Origin of the sequence: Pseudoprevotella muciniphila (assembly GCF_003265305.2) — a bacterium.
Taxonomy (GTDB): domain Bacteria; phylum Bacteroidota; class Bacteroidia; order Bacteroidales; family Bacteroidaceae; genus Alloprevotella; species Alloprevotella muciniphila.
The window spans coordinates 1703043-1719948 of sequence record NZ_CP033459.1; the positions used below are offsets into that span (position 1 = coordinate 1703043).

General features: G+C 39.7%; 12 protein-coding genes. 11 read left to right on the forward strand and 1 reads right to left on the reverse strand.

Translation table 11 applies throughout. The features are described from left to right. Positions 1-33 precede the first annotated feature (33 nt). From C7Y71_RS06870 to C7Y71_RS06920, 11 genes are all read left to right on the forward strand, one after another. Positions 34-564, forward strand: a complete 531-nt coding sequence (locus C7Y71_RS06870; RefSeq protein WP_111898337.1) for a hypothetical protein — start codon at positions 34-36, stop codon at positions 562-564. A 33-nt stretch (positions 565-597) separates the two neighbouring features. Next, positions 598-3471, forward strand: coding sequence for an excinuclease ABC subunit UvrA (gene uvrA / locus C7Y71_RS06875; RefSeq protein WP_111898336.1), 2874 nt, complete (start codon positions 598-600; stop codon positions 3469-3471). 450 nt (positions 3472-3921) lie between these two features. Then, positions 3922-4461 (forward strand): RNA methyltransferase, encoded by a 540-nt coding sequence (locus C7Y71_RS06880; RefSeq protein WP_111898335.1) that lies wholly within the window; start codon positions 3922-3924, stop codon positions 4459-4461. Between the two features lie 133 nt (positions 4462-4594). Further along, positions 4595-5893, forward strand: coding sequence for a sodium:proton antiporter NhaD (nhaD, locus tag C7Y71_RS06885; RefSeq protein WP_111898334.1), 1299 nt, complete (start codon positions 4595-4597; stop codon positions 5891-5893). Between the two features lie 33 nt (positions 5894-5926). Beyond that, positions 5927-6559, forward strand: coding sequence for a porin family protein (locus tag C7Y71_RS06890; protein ID WP_111898398.1), 633 nt, complete (start codon positions 5927-5929; stop codon positions 6557-6559). A gap of 119 nt (positions 6560-6678) precedes the next feature. Next, positions 6679-7608 carry a rhomboid family intramembrane serine protease gene (locus C7Y71_RS06895; protein ID WP_111898333.1) on the forward strand — a complete coding sequence of 310 codons (930 nt, stop codon included), beginning with the start codon at positions 6679-6681 and terminating at the stop codon, positions 7606-7608. A gap of 218 nt (positions 7609-7826) precedes the next feature. Continuing rightward, positions 7827-8936: an endonuclease/exonuclease/phosphatase family protein gene (locus tag C7Y71_RS06900; protein WP_111898332.1), complete on the forward strand. Its 1110-nt coding sequence runs from the start codon at positions 7827-7829 to the stop codon at positions 8934-8936. Between the two features lie 11 nt (positions 8937-8947). Then, on the forward strand, positions 8948-10081 hold the full coding sequence (locus tag C7Y71_RS06905; protein ID WP_111898331.1) for an endonuclease/exonuclease/phosphatase family protein: 1134 nt from the start codon (positions 8948-8950) through the stop codon (positions 10079-10081). Between the two features lie 243 nt (positions 10082-10324). After that, positions 10325-13480, forward strand: a complete 3156-nt coding sequence (locus C7Y71_RS06910; RefSeq protein WP_111898330.1) for a type I restriction endonuclease subunit R — start codon at positions 10325-10327, stop codon at positions 13478-13480. Between the two features lie 3 nt (positions 13481-13483). Continuing rightward, the gene (locus C7Y71_RS06915; RefSeq protein WP_111898329.1) at positions 13484-15124 is read left to right on the forward strand and encodes an HsdM family class I SAM-dependent methyltransferase; all 1641 of its coding nucleotides are present in this window, start codon (positions 13484-13486) and stop codon (positions 15122-15124) included. After that, entirely contained in the window at positions 15117-16322 is a 1206-nt protein-coding gene (locus C7Y71_RS06920) for a restriction endonuclease subunit S (RefSeq protein WP_226943411.1), read from the forward strand. Before C7Y71_RS06915 ends, C7Y71_RS06920 begins: the two co-directional genes overlap by 8 nt. Here the strand turns inward: C7Y71_RS06920 and C7Y71_RS06925 are convergent. Beyond that, positions 16255-16857, reverse strand: a complete 603-nt coding sequence (locus tag C7Y71_RS06925) for a restriction endonuclease subunit S (protein WP_111898328.1) — start codon at positions 16855-16857, stop codon at positions 16255-16257. The two genes, C7Y71_RS06920 and C7Y71_RS06925, sit on opposite strands and share 68 nt — an antisense overlap. Between the last annotated feature and the right edge of the window lie 49 nt (positions 16858-16906).

Sequence of the window (16906 nt, forward strand, 5' to 3'; positions counted from 1 at the left end):
TAAATTTGCCAATTACTAAAAGGAATTACAAAAATGAAAAATATTTTTTACACTTTTATTGTTAGTGTGTGCTTTTTTTGCATACATACATCGGTAAATGCCATCGGTTATTTCCGTAATGACCCACCGGCTGATGCTTTTTTTACACAAAATATAGGCGGGTTTTCTATTTGTATTCCCAACAACTTCAAGTTAACAAGAATAGATTCTGAAAACCTAAATTATGAAAATGGGGTTTTCGGTATTGAAATAACTGTTTTCCGACTTGGAGAAGAAAAAGTGAAAGGTGGTAAATATAAGTCCCTTCAGGATGCATTTGAAACCAACGCAGACTTCTATAGTAAATTCGGACTTATGCTCGACAAGGAAAACTACGATAATTACACAAGTAACGATACTTGTTTTGCATACGGACCGAGAATGTATCAACTGGGGTTAAGAAAGGCTAATAATTTCTGTATCATCAATATATATCATGATGATGAAAATCCTGCCAATGACGAAAAAAACATGGCTTACATTAAAGAAATTATTGAATATTATTTCCCTTACATAAAACAATGAATTTCTTAATCAAGAAATTATTTTTCTTTACAGATGAAGAATAAGGATAACGATTTTATCGTCATCAAAGGTGCTCGGGCAAACAACCTGAAAAACTTTGATTTAAACATACCTCGCAACAAACTCATCGTTATAACAGGTCTGAGTGGTTCAGGAAAATCATCCTTGGCATTCGATACGCTTTATGCCGAAGGGCAACGAAGATATGTGGAAAGTCTTTCTGCATACGCCCGACAATTCTTAGGCAGAATGCATAAACCTGAGTGCGACTATATAAAAGGACTTCCACCGGCAATAGCCATAGAACAAAAAGTAACAAGCAGAAACCCAAAATCTACTGTAGGTACATCAACAGAGATATACGACTATCTCCGCCTGCTTTTTGCCAGAATAGGACATACTTTTTCACCCATCAGCGGAAAGGAAGTAAAACGACATTCAGAGCAAGATATAGTAGATTGTGTGCTCTCGTATTCAAAAGGCACTAAATTCACATTGCTTTCACCTCTGAAAATACGTCATGAAAGAACGCTTAAGGAACAACTTCAAGTCAACCTGAAACAAGGTATCACACGCCTTGATGTGGATGGAGTTATCACACACATTGAGGATGTAATAGATATATTTGAAAATGCTGAACAAAAGAAAGAAGAACTTGAAGTATTCAATAAGCAAATAGAATCAGGAAATATTTATCTGCTCATAGATCGTCTTACTGTTGACGACAGTAAAGAAAACATATCCCGTATTTGGGATTCCGTTCAAACCGCATTCTATGAAGGTGAAGGTGAATGTATGCTGAGATTTTATCCGGCAAGAACATTACACTATTTCAGTACTCGTTTCGAAGCCGATGGCATCACTTTCGAAGAACCCAACGACAACATGTTTTCCTTTAATTCTCCTCTCGGTGCATGTCCCGAATGTGAAGGATTTGGAAAAATAATTGGCATAGACGAAAATCTTGTCATACCCGATAAAAATCTTTCGGTATATGATGGTGCCGTTATGTGCTGGAGAGGAGAAAAAATGAGTATGTGGACAAAAGAATTCTGCAGACGTGCGCTGAATAACAATTTTCCTATATTCAAACCTTATTCAGAACTGACAAAAACTGAAAAGGATATTCTCTGGTATGGCGATGAAAAGGAAAAACAACTGCCAGATGAAGAAAGAGTTACTATAGACGCATTTTTTAATTTCCTGCAAAGAAACCAATACAAAATACAATACCGTGTGATGCTTGCAAGATACAGGGGAAAGACTACCTGTCCCAAATGCCGTGGCACACGACTAAAAAAAGAAGCAAACTATGTAAAGATATGTGGCAAAACCATAACTGAACTGGTGGATATGCCTATAAATGAATTACAAGTCTTCTTTAATGAAATAAATATTTCAGAACATGACGAAAAAGTAGGTAAAAGATTGCTTACTGAAATAAGAAACCGACTTAAATTCCTTTGCGATGTAGGATTAGGTTACCTCACGCTCAATCGTACTTCAAACACACTTTCAGGCGGTGAAAGCCAAAGGATAAACCTCGCTACCTCTTTAGGAAGTTCGCTTGTAGGTTCACTATATATACTCGATGAACCAAGTATAGGCTTGCATAGTCGCGATACCTCACGACTTATCAATGTCCTCAAAGAATTGCGCAATATAGGAAACACTGTAATCATTGTTGAACACGATGAAGACATCATGCGTGCTGCAGATTATGTCATAGACATAGGTCCTGAAGCAGGAAGATTAGGAGGAGAAGTGGTGCTAAGCGGTGAGATGGAAAAAATAAAAAAAATGACAGAAAAAGATGCTGAAAAAAGTAAAAGTCATACGGCAAAATACCTGAACGGCATCGAAAAAATAAATATACCAACTACACGCAGACATTGGAATAAGTTTATAGAAATAAAAGGTGCCCGAGAAAACAATCTTCGTGGAATAGACGTAAAAATACCGCTAAACGTGCTATCTGTCGTAACGGGTGTGAGCGGTTCTGGTAAAAGCACACTCGTACGCGACATTTTTTTCCGTGCCATGCAGCGCGAATTGGACATTACATCCGAAAGACCGGGTGATTTTTCTTCTATAACAGGCGATATAAAAACAATAAAACACGTGGAATTTGTAGATCAGAATCCTATAGGCAAATCTTCACGTTCAAATCCTGTTACCTACGTAAAAGCCTACGATGAAATAAGAAAACTAATGGCAGATCAGCCGCTGTCTAAACAAATGGACTTCACCGCAGCCTATTTTTCATTCAATGCTGACGGAGGAAGATGCGAAGAATGCAAAGGAGATGGAGTTGTGAAGGTGGAAATGCAATTCATGGCAGATCTGGAACTTACTTGCGAAGCCTGTGAAGGAAAGCGTTTTCAAAGACAAATACTCGAAGTGAAATACCATGACAAGAATATCTACGATATTCTGGAAATGACCGTAAACCAAGCCATAGAATTTTTCACAGAACACAATAAAAGGAAAATAGTAAAACTACTCAAACCGCTTCAGGACGTAGGTCTCGGATACATCAAACTGGGACAATCATCCAACACGCTGTCCGGTGGAGAAAACCAGCGTGTAAAACTGGCATACTATCTTGCACAGGAACAATCTGAACCTACACTGTTTATATTCGATGAACCAACCACTGGTCTGCATTTTCATGACATAAAAAAACTGCTTGATTCTTTCAATAGTCTTATAGAAAGAGGACATACCATACTTATCATCGAACACAATATGGAAATTATAAAATGTGCTGATCATGTCATCGACTTAGGACCGGAAGGAGGAAAAGAAGGCGGACAAGTGGTTGCTGTAGGCACACCGGAAGAAATAGTAAAGAAACAAAAAGGATATACCTGGAAATATCTGAAAAAAGCAATAGATTTCAACTGATTTCTATTTTTCTACAATCCATAATTATTCATTATTATTGTTTTATTTTTTTCTTTTAAATAAAATTATTAAAAATATGATGATTTAGATGATGTGGTGTGGATAAGGTTGAAAAAAAATAAGGTAAAAATTCTTATATAAAGTTATTAACTTGAGAACAATTATTTTACACTTATATTTCACATTTAATGAAGAAAATTCTAACGTCTGAAAAATAACTGATTAAGTATGAATATTCAGATTTTATACACTTCTATATTGATAACTCCAAAAATTACAAAAAAGTACGCTTTCATCGGTGAATTTAATGTATAAAAATATATTTTTAAAGTATAAAAACAATTAAAATTAGTGGATAAAAAATGAATTCTACAATTATAAAGAAAACTTATTTTTTAAGGTTTATTTCCACAAGTTTTACACATAAAATAAATCACTTATAAACAGCAAATGCAAAAACTTACAGTAGAAGAACTCAACAGAATAAGCATCGAAAATTTCAGGGAGGCTAAAAAACTTCCCCTTGTCGTAGTACTCGACAATATAAGAAGTTTACACAACGTAGGTTCTGTTTTCAGAACAGCCGATGCCTTTCGTCTGGAGGGAATTTTTTTATGTGGTATTACAGCCACACCGCCTGCTATAGAAATACATAAGACAGCGCTTGGTGCTGAAGACAGTGTGGAATGGAAATATGAAGAAAAAACCATAGATGCAGTAAACAAATTAAAAGAAGACGGGTATGTGGTATTAGCATTGGAACAAGTGAAAGAAAGCAAAATGTTGGATAAATACAAGTTTGAAGGTTCGAAGAAATATGCAATTATATTAGGTAATGAAGTTAAAGGCGTGCAACAGGAAGTTGTTGATGCTTGCAACGACACCATAGAAATACCTCAATATGGCACAAAACATTCTCTGAATGTAAGTGTAAGTGCCGGTATAGCCATTTGGGAAGTTTTTTTTCAATTAAGAGAAAAATTGATGTAAATTTGAAACATTCACTTATCAAAAATGCAAATAATATAAAACCTTTCTATATGTTTAAGTATTAAGTAGTTGAGTTATAAAAAGTAATTTTATATAAATGCTTAATTTTGTGCAGAATTAAGAATAAAAAATTATGGAATTGACAACACTTTTCATTATTATTGTTTTCGTAGTGGGATACGTTTGTATTGCTATTGAGGATGCCATAAAGGTAACAAAGTCGGCTACTGCACTCCTGATGTGTGCCATTACATGGACTCTTTATTCATTAGGAACTGGTGATGGTTTTGATCTTCATGCTTTAGGTGATACAAGCCAAACTATATTCTTTCTGATGGGTGCCATGACCATCGTTGAGGTGGTTGACCAGCAAGGCGGATTTAATTTTGTGCGTGATGCTTTGAGCACACGTTCCAAGCGGTCGCTTCTCTGGCGTATTGCTTTTATGACATTTTTCCTTTCAGCATTGCTCGACAATCTTACAACGAGTATAGTAATGATTATGGTGTTGCGCAAACTTGTTGCCGACCACAAAGACCGTATCATCTATGCAGCACTCATTGTGATTTCAGCAAACGCAGGTGGTGCGTGGAGTCCTATAGGAGACGTTACAACAATCATGCTATGGATAAATAAAAGCGTAACTTCTCTTGGTGTAATGAAGGAAATTATTATTCCAAGTTTGATTGCAATGATTGTTCCTGCATTAATACTTCAATTCCAATTAAAAGGTGATTTACAAAAGCCACAAGCAGACATGAGTCTTGCTGAACTCGACTTCAGTAAGCGCGAGCGCGACTTGGTGTTTTGGATTGGTGTAGGGGGGTTAGTTTTTGTGCCTATTTTCCATAGTGTTACAAATCTGCCTCCTTTCATGGGTATCCTTTTAGCCTTGAGTATGATTTGGATTGCTACAGAATTACTCTATAGTCGCAAAAAGCAGAAGAATAACAAAAAGAAAAAACGTGTTGCAGCGCTTGTAAAGCGTATAGACATGTCAACGTTGCTTTTCTTCCTCGGTATTCTTCTTACTGTTACTACGCTCGAAAAAACTCATGTATTAGAAAATGTAGGTATTTGGTTAAATAATGTAAGTAACGGTAATCATTATCTTGTAACGGGAGTTATAGGTGTCCTTTCATCTATTGTAGATAATGTACCACTCGTTGCATGCTGCATGAAGATGTATGCAATAGATCCCAATGTAGCATCCGACTTTGCTCAAGATGGTATATTCTGGCAACTGTTGGCTTACTGTGCAGGTGTGGGTGGTTCCATGCTCATCATTGGTAGTGCTGCCGGTGTGGTAGTGATGGGACTTGAAAAAATAAGTTTCGGCTGGTATATGAGAAAAATAACGTGGATAGCCTTTGTGGGTTATATTGCAGGTATTGCATACTACTGGTTGGAACGCTCTGTTTTAGGATTATAAAAATTATTGTCAACCTATAAAAAAATGAAAGTTATGAAAAAAATGATGTTTTTGTTGGCAGCCGCTATGCTGTTGTCAGTATCCACTTCCCAAGCACAGATACAGTGGGGAGTAGTAGCAGGTACAAACCTTTCGAAGGTGAATTTCTCCAAAGATTTGGACAGGTTTGCACACGACAATCTGAAGTCGAAGAACATGTCGGGATGGTATGTAGGTCCGAAAGTTAATGTAAAAATACCTTTAGTAGGTCTCGGACTTGATGCTGCACTGGAATATTCTCAGAAAAAACTGCAGACGCACAACAATACTACGGGTGGTAGTTCAAGCAAGACTTTCCGTTCCGTAGAAATACCTATAAACCTTCGTTACAACTTCGGTGTAAGCAAATTGGCTTCGGTTTATTTGGCAACCGGACCGCAGTTTGGTTTTAATGTAGGAAATAAGAATTGGACCTTGAAAAATGTAATATCTACTTCAGAACAAACTTTCAAAAAAAGCAATATGAGTACAAGTTGGAATGTAGGTGCCGGTGTGAAAGTGCTCAACCATTTGGAAGTAGGTCTGCTCTATAACATTGCACTCAGCAAATACTACAAGGCTGCAGGCAATGACGACTACACTTTCAAGAGCAACAGTTTCCAAATTCAGGCTGCCATCCTGTTCTGATACAAAAACTTTGTTTTAGAAATTCTTAATAAGGCAAATAAAGAGACCGGGAACACTTTTTGCATAAAGTTTCCTTGTCTCTTTGTTTAAAACAATACCGGTAATAATAAAGATAACCTATGTATAAAAACATTCCGCCAGTAACGCGAAATCTGCTGATAATAAATTTCATAGTCTATCTCGCCCAAATAGCCTTTGCAGGTCATAACACCGACTTGGCAGACGTCTTTGGCTTGCATTTCATTCTGGCGTCCGATTTTAGGATTTATCAGCTCTTCACATACATGTTCCTTCATGGCGGATTCACACACCTTTTCTTCAACATGTTCTCGCTTTGGATGTTTGCACGCATCATAGAGCAGGAATTTGGAAGCAAGAAATTCCTGATTTTATACATAGTAAGCGGCGTAGGTGCCGGCATCTGTCAGGAGTGCTGGCAGTTGGGGCAATACTACATAGAAGGTTGGGGAAACTATGCCGTAGTAAATACAGGCGGGTCTGTAATGTCAATGGCAAATTATCTCAACATGATGACTACCGTGGGCGCCAGTGGTGCTGTATATGGCATACTCCTTGCCTTCGGCATGCAGCACCCGAACGACACCATTATGCTCATTTTCCCGCCCATTCCGCTCAAGGCGAAGTACATGATAGGTGGTTTTATCGTCATAGAAGTGCTGTCGTCATTCAGTTCCAACACCAACGTGGCGCATTTTGCACACCTTGGCGGTATGCTGTTTGCCTGGTTGCTTATCCTTTATTGGCGGAAGAAATATAGGACGCATACAAGCAGTTTCAGAGGGTGGAACACATGGACTCCGGAAAGTGAAAACACCACTATCCTGCAGCGCATACGAAACCTCTTCAAGCCGAAGGAAAAACCGACATACAAACAGAACACCACCACCCATTCTGCCGACTACAACTACAATGCGCATAAGAGGGAAAATGAGAAAAGAATTGACGAAATACTCGACAAGGTAAAGAAATCAGGCTATCAGAGCCTTACGGAGGACGAGAAAAAAGAACTGTTCAGACGAAGCAGGTAAAAAAGCATTTCAGATTTCTGAAGTTAACGCTTCGCTCGAAGTTAACGAAGTTAGAGAAGTTAACGACGATACTTTGGTACGATAAATAACAAAGAAAAGAAAAAGATATCAGTATTAGGTAACTCGTTAACTTCAAGTAAAGCGATATCTTCAATAACTTCGTTAACTTCAAGCAAATGAAATTTGCTAAACCAGAATAAAACATTTCATCAGACGTTATGGCAAAAAGAAAAAGTAATAATAAATGGCTGCAGCGCAAGCGCGATAAAATAGTGCTGGCATTTGGCATAGTTGCCGTTGTTTTGCTTTTGCTCAGCAGTCTGGCTGTCTATGTCAATCCTGCCGGTTTTCCTGTTGCTGCATTGTTTTGTCTGGCATTTCCATTCTTTGCTGTTCTGCTCATTGTGGCAATCATTATTTCGCTTTTAGTCAACCATAAACTGGCAATAGTTCCGGCGCTTGGATTGCTGATGTGCTTTCCGGCATTGAGAAACTATTGTCCAATAAATATATTTTCGGATAAATCGGCTGTAGATAGCATAAAGGTGCTGTCGTTCAATACGCGCAATTTCGGAGGCCATGAAAGCGACGATTTAGGGAAAAACTATGTGTTGAGCCACATGATGGACAGCAAGGCGGACATCATCTGTTTTCAGGAAGGTGCATGTGAGAGAGCGTATTATGAGCATGTGATATTTCCGGAACTAAAAAAAATCAAGTATTACTACTCAGTAGCGCGTTCAGGACGCTACAACACTATAGGCATTTTTTCCAAGTTTCCCATCATACGTAAGGAGAAAGTAAACGTTACGGGCTACAATATAGTGATGGCTTACACACTTCGGCTGAACAACGGAGACTCGTTGCTCGTGGTGAACAACCACCTCGTGAGTAATGCGCTGTCTGAAGAAGACAGAAGTGTTTACAGCAGCGTGGTGAAAGGTGAAAAAAAAGTGTCGCAACAAGCCGTTGGAGAAAGTTCCAAAAACATTCTGAAAAGTCTCATCAGTTCTGCTAAGCGAAGAGGCGAACAGGTGGACAGTGTAAAACTCTTTCTGGACCGGCACAAAGGGCAGAGCATGTTGGTTTTGGGCGATTTCAACGACACACCCGTCAGTTATGCCCACCAGCGCCTGAGCGATGGCTTGACCGACTGCTTCCGTGCCGCAGGGAACGGCATAGGCAGGTCGTTCAACAAAGACGCGTTCGTCGTACGCATCGACCATATTTTCTGTTCAAAGGACTGGGAGCCAGCCTCCTGCAAAGTGGAAAGAGTATATACTTATTCCGACCACTTCCCTGTTGAATGTGTGCTCTATAAGAAATAAACAAATTTTTCGTGGCAAAAAAGAAGGACGATAAAGAGAAAAATGGCGGTTTCATCGATGTTTTCAACATAATGAAACAACTCCTTTTCGTGCTCTCCGTAGTGAGTGCATCGCTACTGACGCTCTGCTCGCTCAGCGTCTTTGTCAATCCTGTCAGAATGCCTTGGTTGGGCGTTTTCCAACTGCTCTTTCCCGTCTTTCTCATCTCCACGGTGGTCTTCATCTTGCTCTGCCTTATCTTCGTGCGCTCAAAGGTATGGCTGCCGGCACTGATTCTGCTGCTCAATTTCTTCAGCATAAGAAACTATATCCCCTTCAACATCCCAGCCGAGACACCGATGGGCAGCATAAAAGTGATGACCTACAACACCATGGGCTTCGCACTCGGCAAGACAGAAAAGGACGGGCGCGACATGATGGCAAAATACATCGGCGACCAGGACGCGGACATCATTTGCCTGCAGGAAACAGCCATACACCATGACTATTTTACAAACAAAATAAAAAAAGAAATAGAACGCGGCAGAACGATGTATTTGGACTCCATATCCAACCAGACGGAAGACATCAGTCCCATCACCTGCTTCTCTAAATACCCCATCGTGGGCAAGAAACTGCTGGTCAGGCAGAAAGGCAATGTATGTGCTGCGTTCGAACTGCTGCTGGCACCCGGCGATACCCTCAGTGTGGTGAATTGTCACCTCTCGTCAATGGATTTGTCCGACGACGAAAAATCCGGCGTCTCCGGAATCATCCACAACGAGGACAGCGAGAGGGCAGGGGAGGCGAAAAAGAGTGTCGTCATGCTGACCACAAAAATAAGCGTAGCATCGGTGAAACGGGCAGAAATGGTGGAGAAAGTGTGTAAATACCTGAGCGAAAACCGCGGCAAAAACATCATCCTCATGGGCGACTTCAACGACACACCAATCAGTTATGCCCACCAGCGCTTTTCCTATTATCTCACCGATTGCTATGTGGCATCAGGACAAGGTTTCGGACGCTCGTTCAACAAAAACTCCATGGTAGTGCGCATAGACAACATCTTCTGCAGCGCACAGTGGAAACCCTACAACTGCTATGTTGACAATAGCATTTTGTGGTCAGACCACTACCCCATGATCTGCTACCTGAAGCGAGACTGAAGCCACCGCCCCTCCAAACACTCTGAACACTCTGATAATTCAGACCCCTCCGACCCCCTAATTTCCAGAAAACCACACCCAACCCCCGATTTCCGCAAAAATTTTATTATTTTTGCGCTTACAGCATACCAATCCTGCACCACTGACCGCAAAACACTAACAACTTCACACAAATAACCCTCCCGTAGCAATAGGCATGGTCGGCACGCAGGGGCTGCGGGGGAGAACCTGAAATTGATAAATATGAAATTTAACGAAGCAACACGTGTTCAGATGCCTGCTATGGTACACCTAACACGGTTAGGATATAAATATTTCGGGAAAATTCACGAAGAGACCAAAGGTATAGTCTATGATGGCGATACCAATATTCTGTTGGAGGTGTTCAAAAAGAAGTTTGAGGATTTGAACCCCGGACACGAAGGAGAGTTTCTACAACTATTACGCGACATTCGTAGAGAGTTGAATGACGATGACCTCGGTAGAGGTTTTTATAAGCGTCTTAAGTCTGTTTCTCCCGTCCGCTTGATAGATTTTGAGAATCCTCTGAACAACGAATTCCATTTCACGGCAGAGTTTACGTGCAAGAATGGGCAAGATGAATTTCGACCTGATATTACCTTGTTTGTGAATGGTCTTCCACTTTGCTTTGTTGAAGTGAAAAAACCAAATAATCATGGGGGGATGGTTGCAGAAAGCACCCGTATGAACAAGGAGCGTTTTCCTAACAAGAAATTCCGCCGTTTTATCAACATAACCCAACTGATGATATTTTCCAATAACATGGAATACGATGCATTGGGTGGTATAGTGCCGATACAAGGGGCTTTTTATTGTACAGGAGCAAGGAAATTTGCGCCATTCAACTGTTTCAGGGAAGAAAACCCAAGCAGCATGAAAGTGGCACCCTACAATAAAGATTTTCCTTATCTCAATATAGATAGAAATACCGAGAAGAAAATTTTGAGCGACTATAATTGTCAAGTAATTCATACCAGTCCGGAATACCAGACAAATCTCGGAGAGAATACCCCCACAAACAGAATACTCACATCTATGTGCAGCCCTGAACGTTTGCTTTTTATTCTTCAATATGGCATTGCATACGTACGGATGGAGCGCGAGGTCGATGGTAAGATAGAATCTACAGACCAAAAGCACATAATGCGTTATCAGCAGATGTTCGCGGCATTAGCTATCAGAAAAAAACTATCTGAAGGCGTAAAATCAGGTGTGGTATGGCATACGCAAGGAAGTGGTAAAACAGCTCTTTCATACTATCTTACCTATATTCTTAACGATTTCTATGCAAAACAAAATAAAGTAGCCAAGTTTTACTTCATTGTTGACCGTCTTGACCTTCTGGAACAAGCCAAGCAAGAATTTGAAGCACGTGGTCTAATTGTGGCGACAGCAAACACAAGAGCGGAACTGATGGCACAATTCAGGCAGAATCAGGCACAGCAAGGAGCAAGCGGACAGGCAGAAATCACGGTAGTCAATATCCAACGTTTTGCAGAGGACAAAGAAAAAGTCAACATAACCGATTATGCAACTAATTTACAGCGCATCTTTATTCTCGATGAGGCACATCGTGGATATAAACCTGGAGGTTGTTTTCTTGCTAATTTGTTTGATGCAGACAAAGAATCTATAAAGATTGCTTTGACAGGTACTCCGCTACTGAGAGAAGAGCGAGCTTCCTGCAAGGTTTTTGGCGATTATCTTCATACATACTACTACGACCGTTCAATAGCAGACGGTTATACTCTGAAAATTATCCGTGAAGACATCGAAACATCATACAGAGAAAAACTTACTCAGGTTTATGATAAGCTTGACACCCTCGTTGAAAAAAAAGAGATTACAAAGGGTGATATAATTCAGCATGACAACTATGTCAACGAATTGCTTCGCTATATCATCAATGACCTTATAAATTTCAGGACAGTCCAAGGAGACAACACTTTGGGAGGAATGATTATTTGCGAAACAAGCAGACAGGCAGAAAAGTTGTTTGCAAACTTTGATGATATCCAAAAAGAAATAGACCCGAAGCTCAACCTGAAAGCAGGGTTGATACTTCACGACCATGAGGACAAAGAGGTAAGAAAGCAGATAGTCAAGGATTTTAAGAAGAACATGACCATTGATGTTTTGATTGTATTCAATATGCTTCTTACGGGTTTTGACGCTCCGCGCCTGAAACGGCTTTATTTTGGACGTAAGCTAAAAGACCACAACCTGCTTCAAGCAATTACGCGCGTGAATCGTCCTTATAAAGATATGCGTTATGGTTTCTTGATTGACTTTGCGGACATAAAGCGCAACTTTGACGAGACAAATGAGGCATACTTGCAAGAGTTGAACCGATTCAATGATGTGAAAGAAACGGGAGAAGGCAACAACACCGACACCTTTGTTCAAGTCATAGAGAACAAAGATGAAATTGTAAGTCAAATGAAGGAAATACGACAGGTGCTGTTTGAATATTCTTATGATAATGCTGAAGAATTCTCTACAGAAATATCTACAGAGGAAGACAAAGCCGTTCTGCTTGACTTGAAGAAAGCACTTACATCTGCCAAGAATATGTCAAATATTGTCCGCACTTTCGGCGATGACGATATGAAGGAAAAGTTTGCAAAAGTGGAAATATCCAAACTGCCCGAACTACTTTCTGAGGTGCAGCACCGTATTGACATTATCAATCAAAAAGAGGCTTTCAGTGTTAGTGATGAAACAAAAGTGCTAATCAATGAAGCCATGATGGATATTGAGTTCAACTTCAATAAAATAGGCACAGAGGAACTGAGACTAATAGCCGGTGGTATTGAGTTGAAAGAAAAGTGGCAGCGCACAATATCTTCTTTTACTAACAACATTGATCAAGAAGACCCTGAATTTGTAACTTTGCGCGAAGCATTCATGGAAAGATTCAAAGAACATGGCTTTGTAATTGATACCATAGCCAAGTTCAACGAAGAAACAAAAGCGTTAGATGACATCATACAAAGACTTCAAGACCTCCAGAAGCGCAACAACGCCCTTTTGAAGAAATACAATGGAGACTCTAAGTTTGCCCGTGTTCACAAACGCATTCGTGAAGTTAACAAGGAGCGTGAAGAAAAGCATCAGAAACCAATGTTCTCATTCTTGGACGAAGAGATTATGGTTATCCTAAAAATCATAAAAGAGGATATAGACTCTAAGGTTTATGACAGGAATGACATTTTAAAGAAAGATGCTTACTTCAATAAAACAGTGCTCTCCCTTATAAATGGATGCCTGTATCAATTTCCACAGATTCAACCCGAAATGGAGGATTACAAGTTTATCCAACAGAGAATATCACAACAATACATCAATCAATATAATGCCACTTACGGCAACGCATAAACTATTATGACAATTAAGGAAAAGACTCTCCGTCTTATTGACCAACTGAAGTCAACCTGTGCTACTTATGGCATGGGAAACGATGGAAACGAATATAAGATTATCACGCAGGTTTTTCTGTATAAGTTCTTAAATGATAAGTTCGGCTACGAGATTAAGAATGCCCGAAGCGAGATTGCAAAGAAGATAAAGGCAGCTGAAAAGTGGGAAATTGCATACACGGAACTGAGTGAGAATGAAAGACTGTTGTTGCAGAGTGCTCTTTCGCCGGATGTACCAATGTTGGAACCTTACCACTTGATTTCAAACCTTTGGAATCAACAGGGCAGGGGCGACTTCGATACCATTTTCGACAATACGATGACCGACATTGCAGAGAAGAATGCCGATATCTTCTCTACTCAGACAACGGAGAACACCAAGATTCCCCTCTTCGAAACGTTGACAAATTTTGTTACGGATACGGCACAACGCGCACCTTTTGCACGTGCCTTGGTTGACAAATTGGTGAATTTCTCTTTTGAGGAAGCTTTTGCAGAACACTATGACTTCTTTGCATCTATCTTTGAATATCTTATCAAGGACTACAACACTGCCGGTGGTGGCAAATATGCAGAGTATTACACACCCCACGCTATCGCAACCATCATGGCACGACTGTTGGTTGGCGACAATGCCGACCTTCACAGCATGGAATGTTATGACCCGTCTGCCGGTACGGGAACTTTGCTTATGGCTCTTGGTCATCAGATTGGCGAAGACCGTTGTACCATTTTCTCACAGGACATTTCCCAGCGTTCAAATAAAATGCTGAAATTGAATTTGCTTTTGAACGGGTTGGTGTCTTCGCTTGATAATGCCATTCAAGGCGACACTCTCGTTGCTCCTTTTCACAAAAGTGATGATGGCCAGCACCTCCGCACATTCGACTTTGTGGTAAGCAATCCACCTTTCAAGATGGATTTTTCCGACACACGCGAAAAAATTGCAGCGATGCCCGCACGGTTCTGGGCAGGCGTTCCCAAGGTGCCTGCCAAGAAGAAAGAAGCGATGGCAATTTATACTTGTTTCATTCAGCACGTCATTAACTCGCTGAACGAAACAGGCAAAGGGGCAATCGTCATTCCTACAGGCTTCATTGCGGCTAAGTCGGGCATTGAGAAGAAAATCCTGCAGCACATCGTTAACGAGAAAATCGTTTACGGTTGTATATCTATGCCTTCTAACGTGTTTGCCAACACAGGAACCAATGTTTCTGTTTTGTTCTTTGACAATTCACGCACAGCTGAGAAAGTAACCCTCATCGATGCAAGTAAACTTGGCGAAGAATATAAAGAGGGCAACTTGAAGAAGCGCCGTTTGCGCGATGAAGAAATAGACAAAATAGTTTCCACTTTCCGCGAACAAAAAGCTGAGGACGATTTCTCAGTAGTCGTTGGCTACGACGAAATAAAAGAAAGGGGCTATTCCTTGTCGGCTGGGCAATACTTCGACATCAAGATTGAGTATGTCGATATTACCGAAGAAGAGTTCAATAGTCGCATTGCTGACTATGAGGCAACACTCAAACAACAATTTGAGGAAAGCCACAAATTGGAAGAAGATATAATCCAGCAACTTCAACAATTACAATTTAATGGTTGATATGGAGTTAAGGAAATATAAATTAAAAGATATTGCAGAAATTGTCAATGGTGCGACACCATCTTCATCTAATGCCGATTATTATGATGGAGATGTGATTTGGTTTACACCAAAAGACCTTTCTGATCAGAAGACAAAATATATTGAAAAAGGAGAAAGAAATCTGACACTAAAAGGGTATGAAAGTTGTTCTGCAAAAATGCTGCCTGCATATAGTATTCTTATGTCATCACGTGCTCCCATTGGCTTATTATCTATCAATGTTAATCCATGTTGTACAAACCAAGGGTTTAAAAGCTTGATACTTAATAAAGAAATCTGTGATGTTGATTATCTTTATTACTATCTTAAATACCACATGCCTGAGGTTGAAAGCTTAGGTTCAGGAACAACATTTAAAGAAGTCTCTAAAGTTGCTCTTGAATCCTTGGAGGTAAATTTACCTTCTCTACAATTCCAGTCAAAAATAGCTAAGATATTATCTCTTCTTGATGACAAGATTTCTCTTAATCGGGAGATAAATCGGAATTTAGAAGCACTCGCCAAGCAGCTTTACGACTACTGGTTTGTGCAGTTTGATTTCCCAAATGAGGAAGGCAAGCCGTACAAATCGAGTGGTGGAAAAATGGTATGGAATGAGAAACTAAAACGTGATATTCCTAAAGGATGGGAGAATACAACATTAGGTGATTTCTGTGAAATGTATCAGCCACAAACTATTGGTACAAACGAGTTGGTTTCGAATGGACTTTATCGTGTTTATGGAGCGAACGGTATTGTAGGAAGATACGATAAATATAATCACGAAGAAAGTGAAATTGCGATGGCATGCAGAGGCAATAGTTGCGGAGTCCTAAACAGAACTATGCCTTATTCTTGGATAACGGGAAATGCAATGGTCATTAGAATGAGAAACAATGATTGTTGTAATGAATTTATAAAACAAGCCCTTCCATATATGAATATCGCTGGTGCAATAACAGGATCTGGTCAACCACAATTAACAAGGGAAAATCTGAGTGCGGTTTCTTGTATAAAGCCCATGAAGACTATTCTACAGGCTTTTTCAAATAAAGTCACTCCAATCGTTTCCTTTCAATTACAATTAACACTGGAGAACGAAGAATTGATTAAGCAGCGCGACGAACTCCTACCGCTCTTGATGAACGGTCAGGTGTCGCTAAATTCCGATTTATAGCAATGTTTAAGGTTATCTTTTCATCTAAATGACGAAGTAGTTTTCCTATCCGTTTTTGTTCTTCTATTGCAGGAATAAAAACCTTACATTGTTTTATTCTATCAGGGGATGTATGACGGATTTTTGTTTGCTGTGCACCTGATGCTAATTGTTTTTTAACGAAATTAGAAGATAATAGATAAAAACAAAAGTCCTTATCTAAAAGAGACTCATTTGGTGTTACTAACGCGACATCTTGGCTTTGAATATATTTTCCACTTTCTGGAATAAATGCAGTACTTCCTATTAAACCTGGAGTTTGCTCTGTTAAAGGAGTTATTATATCATTATGCTTTAATATATATTTATCCTTTACCTCTCCAATATAGTATAGGTTTTCCTTCGAAGTATTATGCTTAAATCTATTATTTTGGTAGTCAAAATTGCCTCCAGTTAAACGTATGAACTTACCTTCGGAAGAATAAAATTCTCCCGAAAGGCTTGTGCCACGAGTAACCTCTGCAAGCTGACCTATTGTATATTCTTTTAATTTCATTTAGTCCGATTTCTGCTTGCAAAAGTAGCAAAATCGAACGAGATAAGGA

Excerpts from the sequence above, each read along its gene's own strand:
- C7Y71_RS06925 (WP_111898328.1), bottom strand. The coding sequence starts at position 16,857 with ATGAAATTAAAAGAATATACAATAGGTCAGCTTGCAGAGGTTACTCGT.
- C7Y71_RS06895 (WP_111898333.1), top strand. The coding sequence starts at position 6,679 with ATGTATAAAAACATTCCGCCAGTAACGCGAAATCTGCTGATAATAAAT.
- C7Y71_RS06890 (WP_111898398.1), top strand. The coding sequence starts at position 5,927 with ATGAAAAAAATGATGTTTTTGTTGGCAGCCGCTATGCTGTTGTCAGTA.
- C7Y71_RS06900 (WP_111898332.1), top strand. The coding sequence starts at position 7,827 with ATGGCAAAAAGAAAAAGTAATAATAAATGGCTGCAGCGCAAGCGCGAT.
- nhaD (WP_111898334.1), top strand. The coding sequence starts at position 4,595 with ATGGAATTGACAACACTTTTCATTATTATTGTTTTCGTAGTGGGATAC.
- C7Y71_RS06910 (WP_111898330.1), top strand. The coding sequence starts at position 10,325 with ATGAAATTTAACGAAGCAACACGTGTTCAGATGCCTGCTATGGTACAC.
- C7Y71_RS06920 (WP_226943411.1), top strand. The coding sequence starts at position 15,117 with ATGGTTGATATGGAGTTAAGGAAATATAAATTAAAAGATATTGCAGAA.
- C7Y71_RS06880 (WP_111898335.1), top strand. The coding sequence starts at position 3,922 with ATGCAAAAACTTACAGTAGAAGAACTCAACAGAATAAGCATCGAAAAT.
- C7Y71_RS06870 (WP_111898337.1), top strand. The coding sequence starts at position 34 with ATGAAAAATATTTTTTACACTTTTATTGTTAGTGTGTGCTTTTTTTGC.
- uvrA (WP_111898336.1), top strand. The coding sequence starts at position 598 with ATGAAGAATAAGGATAACGATTTTATCGTCATCAAAGGTGCTCGGGCA.